Source organism: Ruegeria sp. CG11 (assembly GCF_056537245.1).
Genome location: NZ_JBQFRE010000005.1, coordinates 231,570 through 252,272, shown reverse-complemented (window position 1 = coordinate 252,272; position 20,703 = coordinate 231,570). Strand labels below are relative to the sequence as shown.

Genomic DNA, 20,703 nt, shown 5'->3' with positions numbered 1-20,703 from the left:
GCACAAGCTAAGAACCGTCCGACGCTTAGATCTCGGTGTAGGATTGAACATACGTTCGCGTTTGCGGCAACATGATCCGAAAGAAACAATTCCCCGGGGCGCTGGTATTTGGCTTTCGGATGTTTGGGTTGAAGTTTTTAGCGATACGTGAACAAATTTCGAAATGGCAATGTAGTTCGACAACGCCGGAAGCGTACTCCCGCAATCAGGTCGGAGAATTCCAAACCAGCCCGTTCACTCTACAAACAATCATCAGAACTGCTTGCCCAGTGCCGTTCGATCAATCCAAACGTCCCACAGGCATCTGAGAATTACCCTGCCGTGATCTCATCAAGCAAGTCATGGGCATCACTTACGTCGATCGTATGCTCCCCTCCTACTATTGATCTTAAGACGGTGCTTAGTACGGGAGGGGCTGTGGGTGATGCGAATTTCTTGCATTGCTTAAAGTAATCTACCGCAGTTCGAAGTTCGAACATCCTCGCTTGTTGTCGCTGCGCAGTTTTCAAAGCTTCATGAAACTCAGCTTCGGCAGGACCAGTCCCGGAAGAGGCCAGCGCGTAGACCCGGTCTGTTTCGGCTTGTGCCCAGCCCTCATTCGTCAGGCCCTGGTATTCGCGGGCTTCGGCCAGCAATTCCAGGGCACCTTCCCGATCACCTGTTTCAAGAGTGAGTTCGGCAATCAATGTAAGGAAGAAAGGTTTGTAGTTCCCCGCCCCGCTGGCCCACCACGCTTCTGCCGCGTTTCCTAACGCGCGGATCGTCGCCGGGGCGGGTGAAACAAAGGCATCCACCCAGCTGCGCCAGAGGGCTGCAGTCACGGACATGAATGTAAAGGAGTGCTTTGACGCGAGTTCCTCAAGTTGGTCGACAACTTCAATGACCTGGTCGGGTTCACGGCGCAGAAGGTAAAGCATACACAGGTAGGTCAGTGATTGCGCGATGCTATGCGCATGTTCAAGCTCTCGGGCGGCAGCAACCGCTTGCTTTTGAACTTCCAGTGCCTTGTCCGGCGCGCCGCGCATCCAGATGGCCAAGCTCAGGAAACACGAGGTGATCGCGGCATGGTCCGACCCATAGATAAAAGCCAGATGCCCATCCCGTTCCCTGCTGTAGAGGTCGAGCGCCTGCTTCAAATGCTCGTAGGCCGGACTCAGTTCTCCAATGTGAAACAGCACGGCACCCATTGCCCGATGCGCCACCATCTGATGCTGCGTTTCACCGGTCGTTCCCGCCAATTTCAGCAACTCTCCGGCAACATTCCTGGCCAGATCGTATTCGGCACGCACCAAATGAAACGAATACAAACCGTTCAATACCGGGAACAAGTGCCCGGTTTCTTCGACGCGTTCACACAGGTCCCTAATCCGTTCATAGACAGAACCGGTTTCATCGGCGGCTATTCCGGCCGTTGAGCGCAGAACACCCGCTCTGAGAACCTGAATCTCGATTTCCTTTCGGTCACGGTCGTCGCTCTGCCCTTGCTCTCGCAATTGCTCGATTGCCAGGGAAAGCTGTGTGTTCGCTTCAATGTTTGCTGAACGCTGAACCGCACGCTGGCCCGCAAGGTGGCGGCAGTCGATGGCCTGCTTGCTCATCCCGGCCATCGTGTAGTGATGGGCCAGAATTTCCGGGCTGGCATCCCCTATGTGAAGTGCTTCCTGATTGAGCGTTTCGGCGACGCGCGCGTGCAGGACCCGTCGTTCGCTTTTCAAAAGACTGTTGTAGGCAGTGTCGCGAATAAGGGCATGGCGATAGCTGAAGGTTTCCAGATCGTCTGTCGCAGCGGTTGTGACAATGCCCGCGTCCACCAGAAGCTCCAGGGCTGAACGCAACGCCTTTTCGCCAAAGCGCGAAACCTCGGCGATCAACGGATAGGAGAACTGAGGGCCGATGACCGCGCCGATCTGAGCCACCTCCTTGGCTGAACTCAGTCGGTCGAGACGCGCCATCAGCGCATCATGCAATGTGCTGGGAACCGGGCTTGCCGGAGACGATGCACCAACCGGTTGGGCTGCGTGATCTTCCATCAAAGCGCCGGATTCCAACAGGTCTTTTGTCACTTCTTCGACGTAAAGCGGGACACCATCAGATCTGGCGGCGATCACCTCATACATCTCATCCGAGATGGACTGACCTTGGGCAACTTCGTCCACAATGCTTTTTACCTGATGGAAATCCAGTTGCCTCAAGACAACTTTCGTTAGGTTCGATTGCAGCGCCCAGCCCGGGTCGAATTCGGGCCGGAATGTCATCACAACCAGCACAGGAAGGTCTTTGATCCGATCCACGATCTGATCCAGCAGCAACTTGGTCGACGGATCAACCCAATGCGCGTCCTCAAACAAAAGAAGAACCGGTTTTTCCGCAGCCATAGAAGCCAGAATCTTCAGCATCATCCCCAGCGTTTGATCCATGATTTTCTGAGGAGTCAAATCCAGCGGTCCCAATCGGTCTTCGAAGGGAACAGAAAGCAAAGACGCGGCCAGCTTCAACACATGGTCGGACGGATCCCCCAGGACCGAAGATATCTTGTTGAGCTTTGTTTCGTCTGAATCGTCGGGGCGAAGTTCCGCAATGATCTCGAACTGACGAATGACGGGATAAAACGCACTCGCAAAATGATAAGGTGAGCACTGATACCGGGTTTGAGTGTGCGACACCCCCGAAGCGTTTTGACGTAGTTCTTCAACCAGCCGAGACTTGCCAATTCCCGGCTCGCCTGACACCAGCACAACTTGTCCTTGGCCACCACTGGCTAGTTTCCACTTTTCGTTCAGGGTCTCATATTCAGCAGCCCGGCCAACCAAGGGCTTTAGCAACACGTCGTCCAATGCCATGAAACGGCTGACCGTGTCCCGCGTTCCGGTCACTTGCCAAGCTTCGACCTCTTTCGCGAACCCCTTGAGCTTGAATGCGCCGCGCAAAACGTATTCGAAAGCGTCCCCAGCCAGCTGATGCGTGCTAGGTGCGATAATCAGCGTGCCGGGGTCGGCCATTGCCTGAAGACGCGCGGCCAGATTTGGCGTTTCGCCCATCGCGGTCCCGTCCTCAAACATCTTTTCGCCGCGCAAATCACCGACGACCACCAGCCCGGTCGCGATTCCAATTCGGACGTTCAGTTTCGCATGGGTCCGGATGTCCGGGATTTCTTTTATGATCCGCAGGCCCGCACGAACGGCGCGCTCCGGATCATCTTCGTGGGCATGGGGAAACCCGAAAAAGACCATGATCCCGTCGCCGTAATAACTTGCGATGTGACCATCAAAGGCGGCAACGGACGCCGCACATGTTTCTTTGAACAGCCGCAGGACTTCGGCCAGATCTTCGGGATCGACACGCTGGGCGATTTCGGTGGACCCGACCAGATCGATAAACATGACAGTCAGTTGCCGTCGCTCCGCCACAATGGCGGGGCCGAGTGCAGTGTTTTGTGGGCGCCGCCCCCCGTCTGCGCTGGCACGAACGGCTTTCATAAATCGCCGTCTCGGACCCAGAGGAAGCCCGATCGTGACAAGGTCTTCGTCGGTCAACTCTGTCAGATCACCGAGTTCGATTTCGTGTTCTTCAAAGGCTCTGGCATATTTGGACAAACCGTGGTTTTCCAGCCAGACCGCGATATCGGACATTATTGATTGTCTTGCTTGCTGCTTCAGCAGAGCCCTTGCCTGCATCCAGCCAGCACGCATCCCCCTGTTTGCTTGGCCTTTCAAGGACCCCCCATAGGTCCCGTCGAAATACGGAGTACTTCTTTCTCAATGAAGTACTCCGATGTGGTTTTGGTCAAGGGGGTCATCACCATTAACTGGGTTGGGCCCGATACCAGTTTGCCAGAATTCACCAAGTCCCTAGTGCATACAGCAGAATGCCCCATGAGGCGCATCTTTCATTAACGTGTCGAAATCCTTGCCGCGCATCTCGATCAGGGTTTTGTGATCCCCTGCCTCGAACCAGATTTTGTCCAGCCCGGTCAGGCTGTCGTCGACAACGGTCGGCAGATCATAGGCTTCGCCTACAGGCGGCACCGCGCCGAGAGCACAGTCATCGAACAGACCATCCATTTCGGATTCCGGCGCCAAGCCAAGACGGCGATTCATCATCGATTGCAACGCGGTCAGGTCAACCCGGTGATTGCTGGGCAGAACTGCAAGCAGAGGTCCTTCCTCCATGTGGATCAGAACCGATTTGGCGAGGTGATCGCCGGGGACATGCGCCGCTTCTGCGCACTCGGCAGCGGTCGCGGCATAAGGATGGGGAATGGTGTCAAACGGAAGCCCTTGGGCATCCAGATGATGTTTTAGACGAGTCGCAATGGTCATTTAGCCCTCCGTATCATCGAAGGCGTCCCGGTCGCGAAACGTGTCATGGTGCGCAACTAGGGCGCAATTGTGTGTGAGCCTATATTGTGCGCCGATTGACCGGAACGGGCAAGGGGGTAGGGCGCGCAAATCCAGCGCATTAAGTCAGTCCACCTTGACAACCTACTGAGTAAAAACCAAAAAATTCCGATGTGTTTGAAAACCTGATTGCTGTTCGTCATGCCCAGATATCATCAGACATTTGAGCCAAGGAGTTGTTTTCATGAGATACGGTCTTCCGAGTATCTGGTTTCTGGCGTCGATCCTCACGACGCCAGCCCAGGCGCAGTACCGGATTGGCGATGGAATGCAAGTAAACGACCTGGAGATGTTTCAGGAATGCGACGTTTGCCCTGAGATGATCGTCCTGCCCCTTGGTGAGTTCCAAATGGGTGGTCCTCCGGGTGAGTCCAAACAGAATGTCAAATTTGATGACGCTGGTAACTGGATACTCGTCACCCCGGATGATCCCTACATCGCGTTTCATGAGGGGCCGGTTCACTCTGTCACGATAGACTTACCCGTCGCAATGGGACGCAACGAAGTCACTTACGATGAATGGATGGCCTGCGTGAATGATGGCGGGTGCGGGGGCCATGTTCCGCAAGACTTCATTCGGTTACCAAAAAAGCAGCGTGCAAAGATTGTTGGTCGCCATCCGGTCATAACGGTCTCTTATCAGGATGCATTTGCTTACACCGATTGGCTGAACAGCAAGGTGGGGATGGATGTTTACCGTCTGCCAACCGAGGCGGAATGGGAATATGCCGCACGGGCCGGAACTCAGACGCCCTTTGCGCAAGGTGAAGAAGTCAGCACGGATCAGGTGAACTTTCTGGGCAGCGCGACCGAGATTATGCTGGGTGAAGAATTCCCGGACCTTGTTTCACGCGGGAAACCTGTGCCGGTAGATACTCTCGATGCAGCCAATGCTTGGGGGCTGCGGCACATGTCCGGCAATGTCATAGAAAGAACAATGTCCTGCTGGACAGACACGTATGAAGGGTGGGGGGCCTCCAGCCTCTACTTGAAAAAGGCCAGCGAACCAAACTGCGAAAGGCGTGTAACGCGAGGTGGGGCGTATTTTGCAGCAATGGATCACTCTCGCGTTGCAGGGCGAGCCAGTGGTTTGGAAGATGCACGATCTCGCGTTTCAGGGTTCCGTGTTTTAAGAGACCTGAACTGAGTGTTCTTGCTCACCAATGGTTGGCTAGCATCCAGGCTGCAATTGCTGAAGTGGGGTACGGTTACGCGTTCTCCAAAACGCGCCGCGCGACTCTGAAACACTCCAGCGCCTGAGGCACGCCGCAGTAGATGCCGATCACGTGGATGATGGCGCGAATCTCTTCTTTGGTCACGCCGTTGTTCAGCGCGCCTTTGCAGTGAATCTCCCACTCGTGCATCTTTCCCAAAGCCCCGATCATCGCGAGGTTCATCATCGACCGGGTTTTCGCGTCGATCACGTCATCACCCCAGCCAAAGCCCCAGCACCAGGCGGTCATCGCCTCTTGAAATGGGCGGGTGAAGTCATCCGCGGCCGCGAGGTTCTTTTCCACGTATTCGGCGCCCAGAGTGCCTTTGCGTTGCTCCAACCCTTTGAGGAAAAGGTCTTCGTTGAAAATATCTGCCATGTGAGGTCTCCGGTGCTTCAGCGCGTCAGGCGGTGTGTGTAGAGGTGATCATAATGCGGTTTCATCCGGCGATGCACCTGTTTCACCCGGTCCGGCGCATCGTTGATTTCGATATACTTGCGGGGCTGTGGCGCAAGACCGGTCGAGGTCGCAAGATTAGCGTGAAAGGACCCTCCGTCCCACCAGCTGTGGGCCGAAGGGTCGCCGCCCGCCTCCCAAGTCAAGGCGCCTTCGATGAAGGGGATGCCGACGGCGTCGCAGAAAGCTTGCGTCATGGTGTGTGGGTCTTCCAGCAGGTCGTCGCTGTCGATCACCGGTGGCGGGGTGCCGTTCAGCGCGGTCAGCAAGTCGAACAGGGCGCGTTGTTCGGGAAAGCCGACCTCGCCCTCGGCGAAATCGGGCCAGCGTTTGTACATCGAGGTGATGGTTTTCGCCGGGTTTCGGATCAGGAAGGCATGGGTGAAATGCGACAGGAACTCTGCATCCCATATGTGGTTAATGTAGTGCGGGAAGTCCTTGAGGAAGACCGGCCCCTTTTGCGCACGCGCCTGAATGTCCTGCCACACGCTATCCAGCGTCAGGCCCGGCGTCGTCACATCGCCGGGCTGGAACCGGTGCCATAGCGGGTCTTCACCCTGATACCAGGCCTCGCCGAAAGGCTCGTGCAGGCAATCCAGATCACCGCGTTGCCGCATCATCCATTCAAAGGCCGTCGAGGTGGACCGGGGCACCGCCCAGAGCGCGAGGATTTTGTGCATGGTTTTGGGGTCTCCGGTTCTAAAGCCGTTTCAAAAGCTGGCCATGCGGCGTGTCCGGTGACAGGCCGAGCGATTTGAAGATGCGCCAATAGAGCGCGATGTCATGGCCGATCACCGGCTTTCCAAGAGCAGCTTCCAGCGTATCGGCCAGATGCAGCGGACGTTGTGGCAGACCATTCAGGCCGGTTCGAAAATTGCACATCCCGTTGATTAGGATCGCATCCGCCTGCGGAGCCTGATCGGCGACGTATTCGAAGCTTTTCAGCGCCAGATCACCGTCAAAGACCCAGCGATAGCTGTTCACCTCTTCCTGGCTGGCGAACCAACCCTGATCATGGAAATTACCCGCATAAAGCACGTCGAACCCGGCCTCACGCAGGAAACCCACAGTACCCTGCCACCATTCGGGCCAGTGATAGGCGGCGTTCAGGGCCACCTTTTCGATGTTCATCTCGCGCAGGGCTTCGACCATCGCGTAACCGGCCATGTGAAACTGCGTGCCGTATTTGTCGGACAGGTCGGCACAGTGCTGACGGACGCCCTCGACACCCAACCCGCAGGCATGGACCCAGTTGGACCCGACCTGCCCGCAGACATCGACACCGTTGCGGGACATGCAATGGACGAAATCCTCAAGCATCCCGAAGTTCTGCTTTCGCTGATCCAGCCCGTGCACATAGTCCGGCACATGCAGCATCCACCCATGCACGCCGACCGTTTCGGGACACATCCGCAGAAAATCCGACGGCGCTGCGTCAAAATCGAAGGGCGGGCAGGTGAAGCCCACCTGATGCGGGAACAGCTTGTGTTCCGGCTGCCAGTCTTCGGGCATCAGCATGGGCGGATCACCGCGGTCATCAGTCCACCGCCTCACGCATCCATTGCTGCAGCCGGGCGATCGAGTGTTCCGACATCACGCCACAGCCGGGGTCCAGAACCAGTGGCCCGGGGCGATAGCCACGGGATTTGAGGCCGCGGTGAACGCTTTCGACCAACCGAATGTCTTCCTCGACCGTGGTTTCGCGATCCTGCACGGCCAGTTGCCGGATCACCGCGCTTTCCGAACCGCCTTCGGTGTACCACCCACGCCAGACGGTGCAGTGATCGGCATCGTTTGCGCGCCAGTGATAGGTGTTCAGCACATTGCCCGGATAGCACTGGAATGAGAACATCGGCCACAGGAACCAAGACTGATAGTCGCCCGCATGGGGCACCGACAGATCGACAGGATAGGTCATCTTGTCGAGGCTTTGACACTCGGTCGTGTGGCGCAGGACGTAGCCGCCACCTGCGTCGGGTTGGATGTCATAGGTCTCGGGTTTGACCACACCTTCGGCAAAGGTCGGGTGGTTGCTCGGGCAGTGGTAGCATTCCGAGTAATTCTCGATGCTGACCTTCCAGTTGCAGTGTTCCGGAATCTCGACCCATTCCAGCGGTTCCAGATCGTCGATATGCGGAACAAAAGCGCGGATTTCCTCGCGCACGCCGGGGTACCATTCGTCCATCGGGGCGGCGTCATCGTCTAGGTTGACGAAGATGAAGCCGTTGAACACTTCGGTGCGGACTGATGTCAGGCAAATGGAACTGCGGTCAAAGCCGGGCACGGATTTGATATTCGGGCCGGCGCGCAGCTGGCCGGACAGCTCATAGGTCCATGCATGATAGGGGCAGACGACAACGCGCGTGTTGCCTGCACCGGTCACCATTTCATGCGCGCGGTGTTGGCAGACATTGTAGAAGGTGCGGATTTCACCGTCGCGGCCGCGAATACAGAATAGGTTCTGACCGGCGATTTCAAAGGCAAAGTAATCACCCGCTTCCCGCACCTGTGCCACGTGGCCTGCAAATTGCCACGTTCGGGCCAGAAGTCCCTGCATCTCCTGTTCAAAAATCGCAGGGTCGGTGTAATAGCGCGCGTCCAGTGAGTGAGTCAGGGGTGCGTTCATTCGGGCTCCTCCGCGTAGAGGCCAAGTTGGTGTCTGCGTTGGTGAAACCGTTCCACCCGCTCGACGATTTCGTCACTGGAAACCGCGATCACGAAGGACAACAGCGTTTCCAGCAAAGCGATGGTCGAGACGGAGGACGGGAAGAATTGCGGCGTGTCGGCGGCAACGACAAACCCGTGCTGCGCGTTCAGGATCACAGGGCTGGCCGGGCTGTCCGAGATACCGACCACAGTCAGCCCCTGTTGCCGCGCCAGCTTGATGGCGTCGATCACCTCGGTCCGGTACGGGTGGCAGGTGATGGCGATCAGCACGTCTTGCTCATCCGCCCAGGCGAGATCATCCACCGGGGTCGATCCGGGGCGGGGGATGGCGTGAAACTGCTTCATCCCCGTTGAGGCAAGGTAGGTGAAATTGCGCGCGTTCGAATTGTTGACGCCCACGCCCAGCGTGAAAATCTGGCGGCAGTTCCAGATATCTTCGGCTGCGGACTTTAGGCTGGCGGCGTCGATCCCGGCAAAGGTCTCTTCGATATTGCGGATCGCGGCGCCGATCATGTCAGCGTAAAGCCCGCCCAGTTCTCCCGACTTGCCAATGTCCTGCAACCAGCGGGCGCGGTCAGGAAACGACACGCCGCCCTGGCGAATCGCGTCGCGGAACGGGGCGCGGAAATCCTCGTAGCCTTCGAAGCCTACCTGCCGGGCCATCCGCACGAAGGTGTTGGGTTTGACCTTGGCCGCCTCGGCAATCTCGCGCACGGTCGAAACCCCAACATCCGTTGGGTTTTCCAGCACGTAGCGCGCGGCTTTCTGCGCCTCGGGCGTCAGGGCGTCCCACTCTTCCGTCAGGCGGTCGAGAACGATAGATGATACATTTGTTTCATTCATGATTGACGATGGTACATTTGTGGAATTAGCCTGTCGAGCAGAAACGCGACTCGGGAAGAGGAAAAATCATGTCCGAGAAGAATCTGCCGTCACATGCCCGCGTAGTGATCGTGGGCGGAGGTGTCATGGGGGTCGGTCTGGCCTATCATCTGGCGCATGAAGGGTGGGGCGACGATACCGTCCTGCTGGAAAAGGCCGAGCTGACCAGTGGCAGCACCTGGCACGCGGCGGGCCAGATCACGCATTCGACCTCAAGCTTTGGGCTGGGCAAATGCGTGGACTACAACATCGGTTTGTATTCCGGCGCTCTGGAGGCCGAGACCGGCCAGCCCGTGACGTGGCATGGCTGCGGGTCCTTCCGTTTGGCCTATACCGAGGATGAGATGGACTGGTTGCGCCACACCCTTTCGGTGGGTCGCTCGCTGGGCTTCAATATCGAACTGGTCGGCCCCGAGAAGGTGGCTGAGTTGCACCCGTTCTACAATCTCGAAGGCGTGCTGGGTGCGCTGCACACGCCCGATGACGGTCATGTCGATCCTACCAACGTGACCATGGCGATGGCCGCGGGCGCGCGTCAGAAGGGCGTCCGCATCTTCCGCAACTGCCGCGCGACCAACATCACGCAGGCCGACAATGGTGAGTGGGTGGTTGAGACCGAGCAGGGCACCATCACGTGTGAGCATGTGGTGAACGCGGGCGGCACCTATGCCCGTCAGATGGGTGAATGGTCGGGGCTGCAGCTGCCTATGACTTCCATGACCCACCACTATTTCGTGACTGAGCCGGTGCCCGAGTTCCAGAACCTGGACAAAGAACTGCCGGTGATCCGCGATGACCGCAAAGTCTCGGGCTATATCAGGATGGAGCAGCAACGCGGGCTGATCGGGATTTACGAGAAGGAAAACCCGAACTCGGTCTGGCATGATCATTGCCCTTGGGAGTATGAGAATTGGCTGTTCGATGCGGATTACGACCGGGTGATGCCGTGGCTTGAGGAGAGCCTGAACCGCATGCCGATCTTTGCCGAGCTGGGTATTCAGCGCGATGTGCACGGGGCGATCTCGCACCCGCCCGACGGCAACCCGCTGATCGGGCCTGCGCCGGGTGTGCGGAATTACTGGTGCTGCTGCGGGACGCAGATCGGTATCGGCTGGGGGCCGGGCCTGACCCGCGAACTGGCGCGCTGGATGGTGCATGGGGCCGCCGACATCTCGATGCGCGAGTTCGATCCGCGCCGGTTCGGCAGCTATGCCACCAAGGACTGGCAGGTTATCAAGGCCGAGGAAGATTATTGCCTGCGCCACGAAATCCCCTTTCCGCATTTCAATCGTCTGGAAGGGCGTCCGATCAAACCCTCGCCGTTGTATGAGCTGCTGAAATCCAAGGGTGCTGTGCACGAAGAGGTCTACGGATTCGAACGCCCCCGCTGGTTTGCCCGCGATGGGGTGGAGCAGCGCGATCACTATTCCTTCCGCCGTACTCCGGTGGATGACATGGTCGCGGCCGAGGTCAAGGCGGTGCGCGAGCGCGTCGGTATCATGGATGTTTCCGCTTTCACCAAGGTGTTGATATCTGGCGATGATGCAGAGGTCTTACTGGACCGCCTGATTGCCAATCGCCTGCCAAAAATAGGCCGGATCACGCTGGGGCATATGTTGAATCGGCGTGGCCGGATTGAGATGGAAGTGACGGTGTCCAAAGTTCGGGAGGATGCGTTCTACCTTGTATGCGCAGCTTTCTTTGAGCAACGGCTTCTGGATCATTTGGAAGCCCACAGGCAAGGAGCGCGCGTCAAGGTCGAGAACCTGTCTCACAGCTACTGCGCGCTGTCCTTGAACGGTCCGAAATCTCGCGAGGTTCTGAACGCGGTTCGTCAATACAGCCCGCCGGAAGACAAGCTGTTCAATGCAGATTTCCCGTGGATGACGTTGCAAATCAACACTATCGCTGAGGAGCAGGTCTGGGCCTTCCGAATGTCTTACGCGGGTGAGTTGGGCTGGGAGTTTCACATGCCGCGCGCCAGCCTCGAGCCGGTTTACAACGCGCTTTGGGCGGCGGGAGAGCCGCACGGCATCACCGACTATGGCAGCTTTGCCATGAACGTGATGCGGATGGAGAAGGGCTTCAAAGGCGCGGGCGAGTTGACCAATGAGGTCACTCTGGCCGAGGCTGACGCGCTGCGCTTTGCCCGTACTGACAAAGATTATCTGGGCAAGGACAAAACCCTGAACACAGATCTGCCGTGGATCTGCGCCTATCTTGAAATCGACCCGGATGGCGAGATCGACGGCCACGGCGGTGAGGCGGTGATGCTGGACGGGCGTGTCGTGGGTTCGACGGCCTCAGTTGCCTATAGCCATACGGTCGGCAAAATACTCGCCTTTGCCTATATCAAACCCGAGGCAGCAACACCCGGAACCGCGCTACAGGTCGTGGTCCATGGATCACCCCGCGCGGCGCGCGTGTTGGGTGAACCTGCCTATGACCCGCAAAGCCTGCTGCCCCGCACAGACGCCGCTTTGGAGATCGCATGATGACTCTACCCGATACAATGAAAGCCATGGTCACAATAGGTCATGGCGGCCTCGAACAGATGGTGCTGCACGAAAACTGGCCGCGCCCGGAACCCGCTGCCGGAGAGGTGCTGATCAAGGTCGCCGCCTGCGGCCTGAACAACACCGACGTGAACACACGGTCAGGCTGGTATTCCAAGACCGTCTCGGATGCGACCACCGGAGGTGCGTTTGAAGAGGTGGGCGAAGATGACCCCACTTGGGGCGGCAATCCGATCACCTTCCCGCGCATTCAGGGGGCCGATATCTGCGGTGAAATCGTGGCCGTGGGTGAGGGTGTGGACAGCGCCCGCATCGGCGAACGTGTCATCACCGATGGCTGGTTACGCGACCCGTCAGATCCTGGCAACATGGACAAGACCGGCTATTTCGGCTCGGAACGGGATGGGGGCTTTGCCGAATACGCCACCACGCTGGCCGTGAACGCGGTGCCGATCACGTCTGACCTGTCGGATGCGGAACTGGCGACTTTTTCGTGCTCTTATTCCACTGCCGAAGGGATGCTGACCCGTGCTAAGGTGACCAACAGCGACACCGTTCTGGTCCCCGGAGCATCTGGCGGCGTTGGCGGTGCACTGGTGCAACTGGCCAAACGCCGCGGCGCACGCGTGATTGCGTTGGCGTCCGAGGCAAAGCACGTAGACGTCGCGGAGCTTGGCCCTGACCTGATCCTACCGCGCACGCCCGAAAACCTGCGTGCGGCGCTGGGCGATGAAAAGATCACCGTAGTCGCGGATGTGGTCGGCGGTCCCTATTGGCCGAACCTGATCGACATTCTGGAGCGCGGCGGGCGTTACACCTGTTCCGGTGCCATCGCTGGCCCGATGGTCGATTTCGACCTGCGGACATTCTACCTGCGCGATCTGACCTTCACCGGATCGACCGTGATTGACCCGCAAGTCATGCGGAACCTCGTGAAATACATTGAGGCCGGTGAGATCAAACCCGCTCTCGCCGCAACCTATCCGCTGGAGGAGCTGCGCGAGGCGCAAGCCGCTTTCATCGCCAAACAGCACACCGGGAATATTGTGGTGATCCCATGACTATGGACGACGTATTAGAGGCCGCGCGGCAGCTGCATCAGGCGCATCCCGATCTTTCCGAGTTCGGTGCATGGCCCACGGACCTGACCGAAACCCAATTGCAGCCGAGCCATATTCCCGCTGCCGATCTGGTGAGCGATTTCGATGCAGGCGGCAGCGAAACCACCCGAGTCTTGTCCGGCGCGATCAAGGCCACCGCGCATCTGGCCCATTGGAAGCTGACCTATACCGAGGATGAAGTCGGTGCCGATTTCCTGCAACGTTATGGGTATTACGAACTGTTCGGTCCGACCGGTCATTTCCATTCGACCCAGTTGCGGGGCTATGTGGCCTATTGGGGGGCGGGTCTGCACTATAACTGGCATAGCCATCAGGCCGAGGAGCTGTATCTGACGCTGGCCGGAGGGGCTGTGTTCCGGGTCGCGGGTGATGAAAGTTTTGTCGGGCCGAACCAGACACGCCATCATGACAGCTGGCAAAGCCACGCAATGACCACGACCGACCAACCAATCCTGACCTTTGTCCTCTGGCGCGGCGAAGGTATGGGCGATCTGCCACGGATGGATGCCGCATGAAGATCACCCGCCTCCGCATCTACCAGACCGGTCTGCCCTATGTGGGCGGAGCCTATGTCTGGGGTGCGGGCAATGTGATCGAGACCGCCATCGCCTCGGTCGTTGTCATCGACACCGACGCCGGATTGCAGGGGTGTGGTGAGTTCACGCCCTGCGGTGAGAACTACATGGTCGCCCATTCCGAAGGCGTGGCGGCGCTGGCGCGACTGGTGGCGCCTAAGCTGTTGGGCGAAGACCCCCGGCAGGTGGCGCGGATCGAACAGTTGATGGACCATCTGGTGCAGGGGCACGGATACGCCAAGGCTCCGTTCGACGCAGCCTGCTGGGACATACTCGGGCAGGCCTGTGATCAGCCGGTCTGGATGCTGCTGGGGGGCAAGCTGACCGATGGCGCGCCGATGTACCGGGTGGCGCCGCAGAAGGCGGTGGATGAGACGGTGGCCGAGATGAATGCCTACCGCGATCAGGGCTATCGCCAGTTCCAGATCAAGGTCGGCGGCGATTGGGTCAGTGACATTGACCGCATCCGCACCACGGTGCCTTTGCTGCAACCGGGTGAAAAGGCGATGGCCGATGCCAATCAGGGCTGGCGCGTGGACAATGCGATCCGGGTGGCGCGGGCGACGCGCGATCTGGATTTCATTCTGGAACAGCCCTGCCGCACTTATGAAGAATGTCAGCAGGTGCGCCGTATCGCCGAACAGCCGATGAAACTGGATGAATGCGTCACCGGTATGCATATGGCGCAACGGATCGTCGCTGATCGAGGCGCTGAGATCTGCTGTCTGAAAATCTCGAATCTCGGCGGCCTCAGCAAGGCGCGCCGGGTGCGGGACTATCTGGTCGAAAACCGCATTCCCGTGGTCAGCGAGGACACCTGGGGCGGAGAGATCACCACCTCGGTCGTAGCGCATTTCGCGGCCTCGACCCCAGAAGAGTTTCTGCAAAACACCACCGACCTGATGAACTACAACACCCGGTCCACCGGAATCGGCGGCCCGGAGTCGCGGGATGGCAGGCTTTACGCCTCTGATGCGCCCGGGTTGGGCGTGACTCCGGATTTCGAAAGCCTCGGCGCGCCGGTGGCGGAGTATGCCCTATGAAGATCAAGACCATCACCGTCTTCCAAGTCGACCTGCCGCTGGAGCATCCCTATTGGCTGTCGGCCGGGCGGCTGAAGTTCGAAACGCTCGACGCGACGCTGGTGAAGATCGAAACCGATGCAGGTCTGATCGGCTGGGGCGAGGGTACGCCGTGGAGCCACACCTACATACCCGCGCATGGGCCGGGCATCCGGGCGGGAATTGAAACGATGGCTCCGTTCCTCCTCGGCCTCGACCCACGCAAGGTGCTGGAGGTGGAGCGCGCGATGGACCTCGCGCTGCCCGGTCACCTCTATGCCAAAGGCCCGATCGACATGGCCTGCTGGGATATCGCCGGGCAGGCGGCAGGCCTGCCGATTGCCGATCTGATGGGCGGCGGATCACGCACACCGCGCCCGATTGCATCCTCGGTCGGCGCCAAGACCGTCGAGGAAACCCGAGAGGTGATGGAACGCTATCGCAGCCGGGGCTACATCGCCCATTCGGTGAAGATCGGCGGCGATGTGGAACGTGACATCGCCCGCATCCGAGACGTCGAAAGCGTTCGGCTTCCGGGTGAGATCGTTCTATACGACGTGAACCGCGGCTGGACCCGGCAACAGGCCCTGCGGGTGATGAGCGCCTGCGAGGACCTGAGAGTGATGTTCGAACAACCCGGCGAGACATTGGACGACATCGCCGCGATCTCGGGTCGTCATGCCTCGCCCGTGTCTGTCGACGAAAGCCTCGTCACCCTGCAGGACGCCGCCCGCATTGCCCGCGATGGCCTGGCCGAAATGTTCGGGATCAAGCTGAATCGTGTGGGCGGACTGACCAAAGCCGCGCGGATGCGGGATATCGCGCTGGCACATGGGATCGACATGTTTGTCATGGCGACCGGGGGCTCGGTTCTGGCCGATACCGAGGCGCTGCATCTGGCCGCCACCATCCCGGACGATAATTGCCACGCCATCTGGGCCTGTCAGGACATGATCACTGTCGATATCGCCGGCGGTCGCGGGCCGCGCAATATCGACGGCCACCTGCACCTGCCGGAAACGCCGGGGCTTGGCGTGCACCCGGACGAGGACGCGCTGGGCGATCCGGTTGGAGTATATCAATGAAGATCAACAAGATAACCCTCTGGTCCGTCGATCTGACCAGCCATGAAACCTATCACATGGCCGAGGGCAAAACCTGCGCCACCGTGACCTCGCATATCCTGTGTCTTGAAACGGATACCGGTTTGCAAGGATGGGGCGAGGTCTGCCCGATCCCGCATTACCTGCCCGCCTATGCAGGTGGTGTGCAGGGTGCGATCACGGAGATGGGGCCGGAAATCCTGGGCATGTCCCCGTTTGGTGCCGACGCACTGATGCGCAGGCTGGATGGGTTTCTGCTGGGGCACCGCTATGCCAAATCCATGGTTGATATCGCCTTGTGGGACTTGTTCGGGCAGGCCACCGGTCAGCCGGTCTATGCGTTGCTGGGTGGTCGGACGCGGAAAGACATGCCGCTCTACCACTCGATCACTTGCATCGCTCCGGATGAGATGGCCCGCATAGCTCAGACCGCCTATCAGAGCGGCATTCGGCAGTTTCAGGTCAAACTGGGGGTCGAGGGCGACTGGCAAGCCGACGCCGAGCGCTTGATCAAAGTGCGCGAGGCCGTGGGGCCGGGGCCGCTGGTCTATGGCGACTGGAACTGCGGCGCGTCGCGCCTGCAGGCCACGCGGACGGGTCGTGCCGTGGCGCATCTGGACGTGATGCTGGAACAGCCGTGCAAAACGCTGGAAGATTGCGCCGCTGTAAGGCAGGCCACCGGTTTGCCGATGAAGATCGACGAGAACGCCCACGATCTGGCCTCGTTGCTGCGCGCGCATGAGTTGGGCTGCATGGACGCCGTCGCGTTGAAACTGTCGAAATTCGGCGGGCTGTCGGCCATGCGCCGGGCGCGGGATCTGACCGTGCATCTGGGGGCAGAGATTTGCGCCGAATGCACCTGGGGCTCGGATATCATCACCGCCGCCTCGCTGCATTTCGCAGCCTCGACCCCGCATGGATCGTTGCTGAATACCTGCGATCTGTCCTCCTATGTGGCCCCGCGCGTATGCCCGAACGCACCAAACCGTGAAGACGGCCGGATTGCCCCGCCCGAAGGTCCGGGGTTAGGTGTGACCCCGGACCCCGAAATCCTTGGTTCCCCGATATTGGAGATCGTGTGAGATGCTGAAGATCAATACTCAATCCGAATGGATCGCCCGCGCGAATGAGGTTCTGCCCGCAGGGGGATTCGGCAATTTCGACCCTGGCATCATCATCGCCCGTGGCGAAGGCAGCCGGGTCTGGGACGAGGACGGCAATGAATATATCGACTACCTGATCGGGTCCGGTCCCATGCTGCTGGGCCATGGCCACCCCGAGGTGATGGAGGCCGTGCTGGAACAACTGCCCAAGGGTATGACCTTCTTTGCCAACAACGCCAAAGGCATCGAGCTGGCCGAGGCCATCGTCGACGCCGTGCCTTGTTGCGAACAGGTCCGCTTTGTCGCCTCGGGCGGTGAGGCGGATATGTACGCGATCCGTCTGGCCCGCGCCTATACCGGGCGCAACAAGGTCCTGAAATTCGAAGGCGGCTATCACGGCATGAGCGCCGAGGCGCAGATGAGTCTCGCCCCCAGCCGCCGGGTCAATTTCCCTCAGGCGGTGCCGGACAGTGCCGGTATTCCTGACAGCGTGGCCGAACAGATGCTGATCGCGCCCTATAATGACCTCGAGGCCGTCGCGGCCCTGCTGGACGAACATGACGACATTGCCGCGATCATGGTGGAACCGCTGCAGCGGATTATCCCGCCACTGCCCGGATACCTGCAAGGTCTGCGTGATCTGTGTGACAAGCACAACGTCCTGCTGATTTTTGATGAGATCGTCACAGGGTTTCGGCTGGCCTATGGCGGCGCGCAGGAAAGATACGGGGTAACGCCTGATATCTGTACGTTGGGCAAGATCATCGGTGGTGGCTTCCCCCTGGCCGCGCTGGGCGCCAGCGCCGAGATCATGAAGCATTTCGACAAGGCTAAGGTGGGCGAGGACGGCTGGCTGATGCAGTTGGGCACCCTGTCCGGCAACCCGGTGGCCTCGGTCGCGGGTCTGAAAACCATGGAGGTTCTGCGGCGCGACGGTATCTATGATCAGCTCCGCGCGACCGGGGCGGCGTTGCAGCAGATGCAGGTAAAGGCCCTGACGAAGGCCGGTATTCCGCATCAGATCGTCGGGGATGAAACTCTGTTCGACATCTACTTTACCGATGCCGCCTGCCGCGACTATCGCAGTGCCAAACATGACGATCCCAGCCGCAATGCGCTCTACAACGATACGTTGCGCGCGCATGGGATATTCAAATCCCCGGGCAAGCTCTACCCGTCGATGGCGGTGATCGAGGCTGATCTGGAACAGACCCGATCAGCAGTCGATAAGGCCGTGCAGGCGATCAGCGCGGTCTGAGGTGCTGCCCCGGAATAATACGGGCCGCTGTCATAATGTGACAGCGGCCCTTACCAACTGGAAACTCGTTTAGTCTCGCCCCCTCGAATACCACTTAATCAAGTATACTGAACAAAAACTTTCGACATATTCGAGACCAAACCAGCATTTCAACCAGTCTGATACTTGTTTGCCTGACTTTCGCCTCGGCTACAGTGAAGTAGTTCACATTCAACAAATTTTCTAGCTTCTCCAGTCGAAAAAGCCCGGCCCAGCCTGTTCAAGAAGCGTCTGAGCCATGGTGCGGCCCATCTCGGCGCCGTCGGCAATCGCGCCGGTGATGTCCTCGGATATCGCTTCGGATCCGTCGGGGCGCAGCACTTCGCCGCGCAGGCGCAGCTGACCGTCCAGTACCTCTGCCAGCCCGGCGATGGGGGTTTCGCACGAACCATCCAGCGCCGCCAGCAAGGCGCGTTCCGCAGCAAGACGCTGACCGGTTTCGGCGTGGTGGATCGCCTCGAGCATACCCGCAGCACGGGAATCGTCGCTGCGGCGTTCGATGCCGATCGTGCCCTGCGCGATGGCAGGCAGCATGTCCTCGGGCGCGATTGCCGTGGCCGGGACGTCCTCCATGTTCAGGCGGCGGATGCCGGCCATGGCCAGAAAGGTACAGTCTGCCACGCCGTCGGCCAGTTTCTTCAGTCGGGTCTGCACGTTGCCGCGAAACTCGACCACATTCAGGTCGGGACGCCGGTTCAGCAATTGCGCCCGACGGCGCAGCGATGACGTGCCGACCACAGCGCCTTGTGGCAAGTCGTGGATCGAGCTCAGGCTAGGAGAGATGAACGCATCGCGCACATCCTCGCGCGGCAGGAACGTGTCCAGCACCAGACCTTCGGGCTGCTCCACCGGCATGTCCTTGGTGGAATGCACCGCGATGTCGATATCGCCGTTCAGCATCGCCTCTTCGATTTCCTTGGTGAACAGGCCCTTGTTTCCGATCTCTTTCAGCGGGCGGTCCGCGTCGATCATGGCGCGGTTGTCGCCGGTGGTCTTGATCACCACAATCTCGAACGCCTCTTCGGGCAGGTCGAATGCCGTTCCCAGCCGTTGCCGGGTTTCATAGGCTTGTGCCAGCGCCAGGGGTGAGCCACGGGTGCCGATCTTGAGCGGTGAGTCGGGGGAGGGCAGGGTCAGTGTCATGCGCACAGCTTTAGTCGCGTCACATTGCCCTGACAATGGGGGCATGGCTTGACAAATTGCCGCCGAAGGAAGACCCGTTGCGGCAAACCTGATGATTGGGGGCAAAAGATGGCCGAAACAAAGAAACTGCTGCGGGCGCTGGCGGGCGAGGTACAGGATGTGCCGCCGATCTGGATGATGCGTCAGGCCGGGCGGTATCTGCCGGAATACCGGGCGACACGGGCGCAGGCGGGGGATTTCCTGTCGCTGTGCTACAACCCGGAACTGGCGGCAGAGGTGACCCTGCAGCCGATCCGGCGTTACGGGTTCGACGCGGCGATTCTGTTTGCCGACATCCTGCTGGTGCCGCAGGCGCTGGGCGCGGATTTGTGGTTCGTCACCGGCGAGGGCCCGCGCCTGTCGACCATCACGCAGCAATCGGATTTCGACGCGCTGAAACCGGTTGACGCCATTCATGAGACCCTGTCGCCGGTTTATGAGACCGTCCGCATCCTGTCGCGGGAATTGCCGTCCGAGACGACTCTGATCGGGTTTGCGGGCGCGCCCTGGACGGTTGCGACCTACATGATCGCCGGGCGCGGCACGCCGGATCAGGGTCCAGCCCATGCGCTGCGCGAAGAACACACCGCCTTGTTCGAGGCGCTGCTGGAGCGGATCACGCTGGCGACGATCGAATACCTGTCGGCCCAGATCGAGGCCGGGGCCGAGGTGGTCAAAATCTTCGACAGTTGGGCCGGGTCGCTGAAGGGTGAGGCGTTCCGGAAATACGCAGTCGAGCCCTGCAGGGTGATCACGCAGGCCATCAAGGAACGCCACCCCGGTATCCCGGTGATCGGCTTCCCGCGTGAGGCGGGTGACGGGTATATCGGTTTCGCCAAGGCAACCGGTGTGGATTGTGTGGCGCTGGACAACTCGGTGTCGCCGGAATGGGCGGTCGAGCATGTGCAGGCGGATGGTTGTGTTCAGGGCAACCTGGCGTCGTCGCATATGGTGACCGGTGGGCAGGCCCTGGTGGATGAGACGCGGCGCATAGTCGAGGCTTTCTCGAAGGGGCCGCATATCTTCAACCTTGGTCACGGGATCACGCCGGATGCGGATCCGGAAAACGTGCAGTTGATGATCGACACGGTGCGCGGGCGGTAAGCAAGCGAAGGGGGCCAGCCCCCTT

17 protein-coding genes are annotated in these 20,703 nt (G+C 59.6%); 9 read left to right on the top strand and 8 right to left on the bottom strand.

Translation table 11 applies throughout. The features are described from left to right. Positions 1-311 precede the first annotated feature (311 nt). Both ACR0KW_RS14320 and ACR0KW_RS14315 read right to left on the bottom strand, forming a co-directional pair. Positions 312-3,629, bottom strand: a complete 3,318-nt coding sequence (locus tag ACR0KW_RS14320; RefSeq protein WP_480805580.1) for an ATP-binding protein — start codon at positions 3,627-3,629, stop codon at positions 312-314. A 219-nt stretch (positions 3,630-3,848) separates the two neighbouring features. Then, positions 3,849-4,319 carry an aminoacyl-tRNA deacylase gene (locus tag ACR0KW_RS14315; RefSeq protein WP_480805579.1) on the bottom strand — a complete coding sequence of 157 codons (471 nt, stop codon included), beginning with the start codon at positions 4,317-4,319 and terminating at the stop codon, positions 3,849-3,851. Positions 4,320-4,581: 262 nt separating this feature from the next. Between ACR0KW_RS14315 and ACR0KW_RS14310 the strand changes: the two genes are divergently transcribed. Continuing rightward, positions 4,582-5,544: a formylglycine-generating enzyme family protein gene (locus tag ACR0KW_RS14310; protein ID WP_480805578.1), complete on the top strand. Its 963-nt coding sequence runs from the start codon at positions 4,582-4,584 to the stop codon at positions 5,542-5,544. A 61-nt stretch (positions 5,545-5,605) separates the two neighbouring features. Here ACR0KW_RS14310 and ACR0KW_RS14305 read toward each other — a convergent pair whose 3' ends face one another. From ACR0KW_RS14305 to ACR0KW_RS14285, 5 genes are read right to left on the bottom strand one after another with little or no spacing between them, the layout of a single operon-like run. Then, entirely contained in the window at positions 5,606-5,989 is a 384-nt protein-coding gene (locus ACR0KW_RS14305; RefSeq protein WP_480805577.1) for a carboxymuconolactone decarboxylase family protein, read from the bottom strand. Positions 5,990-6,006: 17 nt separating this feature from the next. Beyond that, positions 6,007-6,747: a sulfotransferase-like domain-containing protein gene (locus ACR0KW_RS14300; RefSeq protein ID WP_480805576.1), complete on the bottom strand. Its 741-nt coding sequence runs from the start codon at positions 6,745-6,747 to the stop codon at positions 6,007-6,009. 19 nt (positions 6,748-6,766) lie between these two features. Beyond that, positions 6,767-7,585: an aspartate racemase/maleate isomerase family protein gene (locus ACR0KW_RS14295; RefSeq protein WP_480805575.1), complete on the bottom strand. Its 819-nt coding sequence runs from the start codon at positions 7,583-7,585 to the stop codon at positions 6,767-6,769. 19 nt (positions 7,586-7,604) lie between these two features. Continuing rightward, positions 7,605-8,693 (bottom strand): aromatic ring-hydroxylating oxygenase subunit alpha, encoded by a 1,089-nt coding sequence (locus ACR0KW_RS14290; RefSeq protein ID WP_480805574.1) that lies wholly within the window; start codon positions 8,691-8,693, stop codon positions 7,605-7,607. Further along, a complete protein-coding gene (locus ACR0KW_RS14285; protein ID WP_480805573.1) occupies positions 8,690-9,577 on the bottom strand; it encodes a MurR/RpiR family transcriptional regulator in 888 nt (295 codons plus the stop codon). The genes ACR0KW_RS14290 and ACR0KW_RS14285 overlap by 4 nt, the downstream gene beginning before the upstream one ends. Positions 9,578-9,645: 68 nt before the next feature. Between ACR0KW_RS14285 and ACR0KW_RS14280 the strand changes: the two genes are divergently transcribed. The 7 genes from ACR0KW_RS14280 to ACR0KW_RS14250 are packed head-to-tail and all read left to right on the top strand — an operon-like array spanning position 9,646 to position 18,353. Beyond that, positions 9,646-12,111, top strand: a complete 2,466-nt coding sequence (locus ACR0KW_RS14280; protein WP_480805572.1) for an FAD-dependent oxidoreductase — start codon at positions 9,646-9,648, stop codon at positions 12,109-12,111. Next, a complete protein-coding gene (locus ACR0KW_RS14275; protein ID WP_480805607.1) occupies positions 12,111-13,193 on the top strand; it encodes an alcohol dehydrogenase family protein in 1,083 nt (360 codons plus the stop codon). The genes ACR0KW_RS14280 and ACR0KW_RS14275 overlap by 1 nt, the downstream gene beginning before the upstream one ends. Then, positions 13,190-13,768, top strand: coding sequence for a dimethylsulfonioproprionate lyase family protein (locus ACR0KW_RS14270; protein WP_480805571.1), 579 nt, complete (start codon positions 13,190-13,192; stop codon positions 13,766-13,768). The genes ACR0KW_RS14275 and ACR0KW_RS14270 overlap by 4 nt, the downstream gene beginning before the upstream one ends. Continuing rightward, positions 13,765-14,871 (top strand): mandelate racemase/muconate lactonizing enzyme family protein, encoded by a 1,107-nt coding sequence (locus ACR0KW_RS14265; protein WP_480805570.1) that lies wholly within the window; start codon positions 13,765-13,767, stop codon positions 14,869-14,871. Before ACR0KW_RS14270 ends, ACR0KW_RS14265 begins: the two co-directional genes overlap by 4 nt. Further along, positions 14,868-15,974 (top strand): mandelate racemase/muconate lactonizing enzyme family protein, encoded by a 1,107-nt coding sequence (locus ACR0KW_RS14260; RefSeq protein ID WP_480805569.1) that lies wholly within the window; start codon positions 14,868-14,870, stop codon positions 15,972-15,974. Before ACR0KW_RS14265 ends, ACR0KW_RS14260 begins: the two co-directional genes overlap by 4 nt. After that, positions 15,971-17,074: a mandelate racemase/muconate lactonizing enzyme family protein gene (locus ACR0KW_RS14255; protein ID WP_480805568.1), complete on the top strand. Its 1,104-nt coding sequence runs from the start codon at positions 15,971-15,973 to the stop codon at positions 17,072-17,074. Before ACR0KW_RS14260 ends, ACR0KW_RS14255 begins: the two co-directional genes overlap by 4 nt. Position 17,075: 1 nt before the next feature. Next, a complete protein-coding gene (locus ACR0KW_RS14250) occupies positions 17,076-18,353 on the top strand; it encodes an aspartate aminotransferase family protein (RefSeq protein WP_480805567.1) in 1,278 nt (425 codons plus the stop codon). A 222-nt stretch (positions 18,354-18,575) separates the two neighbouring features. Here ACR0KW_RS14250 and hemC read toward each other — a convergent pair whose 3' ends face one another. Further along, a complete protein-coding gene (gene hemC / locus ACR0KW_RS14245; protein WP_480805566.1) occupies positions 18,576-19,535 on the bottom strand; it encodes a hydroxymethylbilane synthase in 960 nt (319 codons plus the stop codon). A 108-nt stretch (positions 19,536-19,643) separates the two neighbouring features. Here hemC and hemE point away from each other — a divergent pair, with 108 nt between their 5' ends. Further along, complete coding sequence (gene hemE, locus ACR0KW_RS14240; protein ID WP_480805565.1) at positions 19,644-20,678, top strand: uroporphyrinogen decarboxylase; 1,035 nt, start codon at positions 19,644-19,646, stop codon at positions 20,676-20,678. Positions 20,679-20,703 lie beyond the last annotated feature (25 nt).

What these genes read in the sequence shown, in the direction of transcription:
- ACR0KW_RS14320 (WP_480805580.1), bottom strand. Translation starts at nt 3,629, where the DNA reads ATGTCCGATATCGCGGTCTGGCTGGAAAACCACGGTTTGTCCAAATAT.
- ACR0KW_RS14315 (WP_480805579.1), bottom strand. Translation starts at nt 4,319, where the DNA reads ATGACCATTGCGACTCGTCTAAAACATCATCTGGATGCCCAAGGGCTT.
- ACR0KW_RS14310 (WP_480805578.1), top strand. Translation starts at nt 4,582, where the DNA reads ATGAGATACGGTCTTCCGAGTATCTGGTTTCTGGCGTCGATCCTCACG.
- ACR0KW_RS14305 (WP_480805577.1), bottom strand. Translation starts at nt 5,989, where the DNA reads ATGGCAGATATTTTCAACGAAGACCTTTTCCTCAAAGGGTTGGAGCAA.
- ACR0KW_RS14300 (WP_480805576.1), bottom strand. Translation starts at nt 6,747, where the DNA reads ATGCACAAAATCCTCGCGCTCTGGGCGGTGCCCCGGTCCACCTCGACG.
- ACR0KW_RS14295 (WP_480805575.1), bottom strand. Translation starts at nt 7,585, where the DNA reads ATGCTGATGCCCGAAGACTGGCAGCCGGAACACAAGCTGTTCCCGCAT.
- ACR0KW_RS14290 (WP_480805574.1), bottom strand. Translation starts at nt 8,693, where the DNA reads ATGAACGCACCCCTGACTCACTCACTGGACGCGCGCTATTACACCGAC.
- ACR0KW_RS14285 (WP_480805573.1), bottom strand. Translation starts at nt 9,577, where the DNA reads ATGAATGAAACAAATGTATCATCTATCGTTCTCGACCGCCTGACGGAA.
- ACR0KW_RS14280 (WP_480805572.1), top strand. Translation starts at nt 9,646, where the DNA reads ATGTCCGAGAAGAATCTGCCGTCACATGCCCGCGTAGTGATCGTGGGC.
- ACR0KW_RS14275 (WP_480805607.1), top strand. Translation starts at nt 12,111, where the DNA reads ATGACTCTACCCGATACAATGAAAGCCATGGTCACAATAGGTCATGGC.
- ACR0KW_RS14270 (WP_480805571.1), top strand. Translation starts at nt 13,190, where the DNA reads ATGACTATGGACGACGTATTAGAGGCCGCGCGGCAGCTGCATCAGGCG.
- ACR0KW_RS14265 (WP_480805570.1), top strand. Translation starts at nt 13,765, where the DNA reads ATGAAGATCACCCGCCTCCGCATCTACCAGACCGGTCTGCCCTATGTG.
- ACR0KW_RS14260 (WP_480805569.1), top strand. Translation starts at nt 14,868, where the DNA reads ATGAAGATCAAGACCATCACCGTCTTCCAAGTCGACCTGCCGCTGGAG.
- ACR0KW_RS14255 (WP_480805568.1), top strand. Translation starts at nt 15,971, where the DNA reads ATGAAGATCAACAAGATAACCCTCTGGTCCGTCGATCTGACCAGCCAT.
- ACR0KW_RS14250 (WP_480805567.1), top strand. Translation starts at nt 17,076, where the DNA reads ATGCTGAAGATCAATACTCAATCCGAATGGATCGCCCGCGCGAATGAG.
- hemC (WP_480805566.1), bottom strand. Translation starts at nt 19,535, where the DNA reads ATGACACTGACCCTGCCCTCCCCCGACTCACCGCTCAAGATCGGCACC.
- hemE (WP_480805565.1), top strand. Translation starts at nt 19,644, where the DNA reads ATGGCCGAAACAAAGAAACTGCTGCGGGCGCTGGCGGGCGAGGTACAG.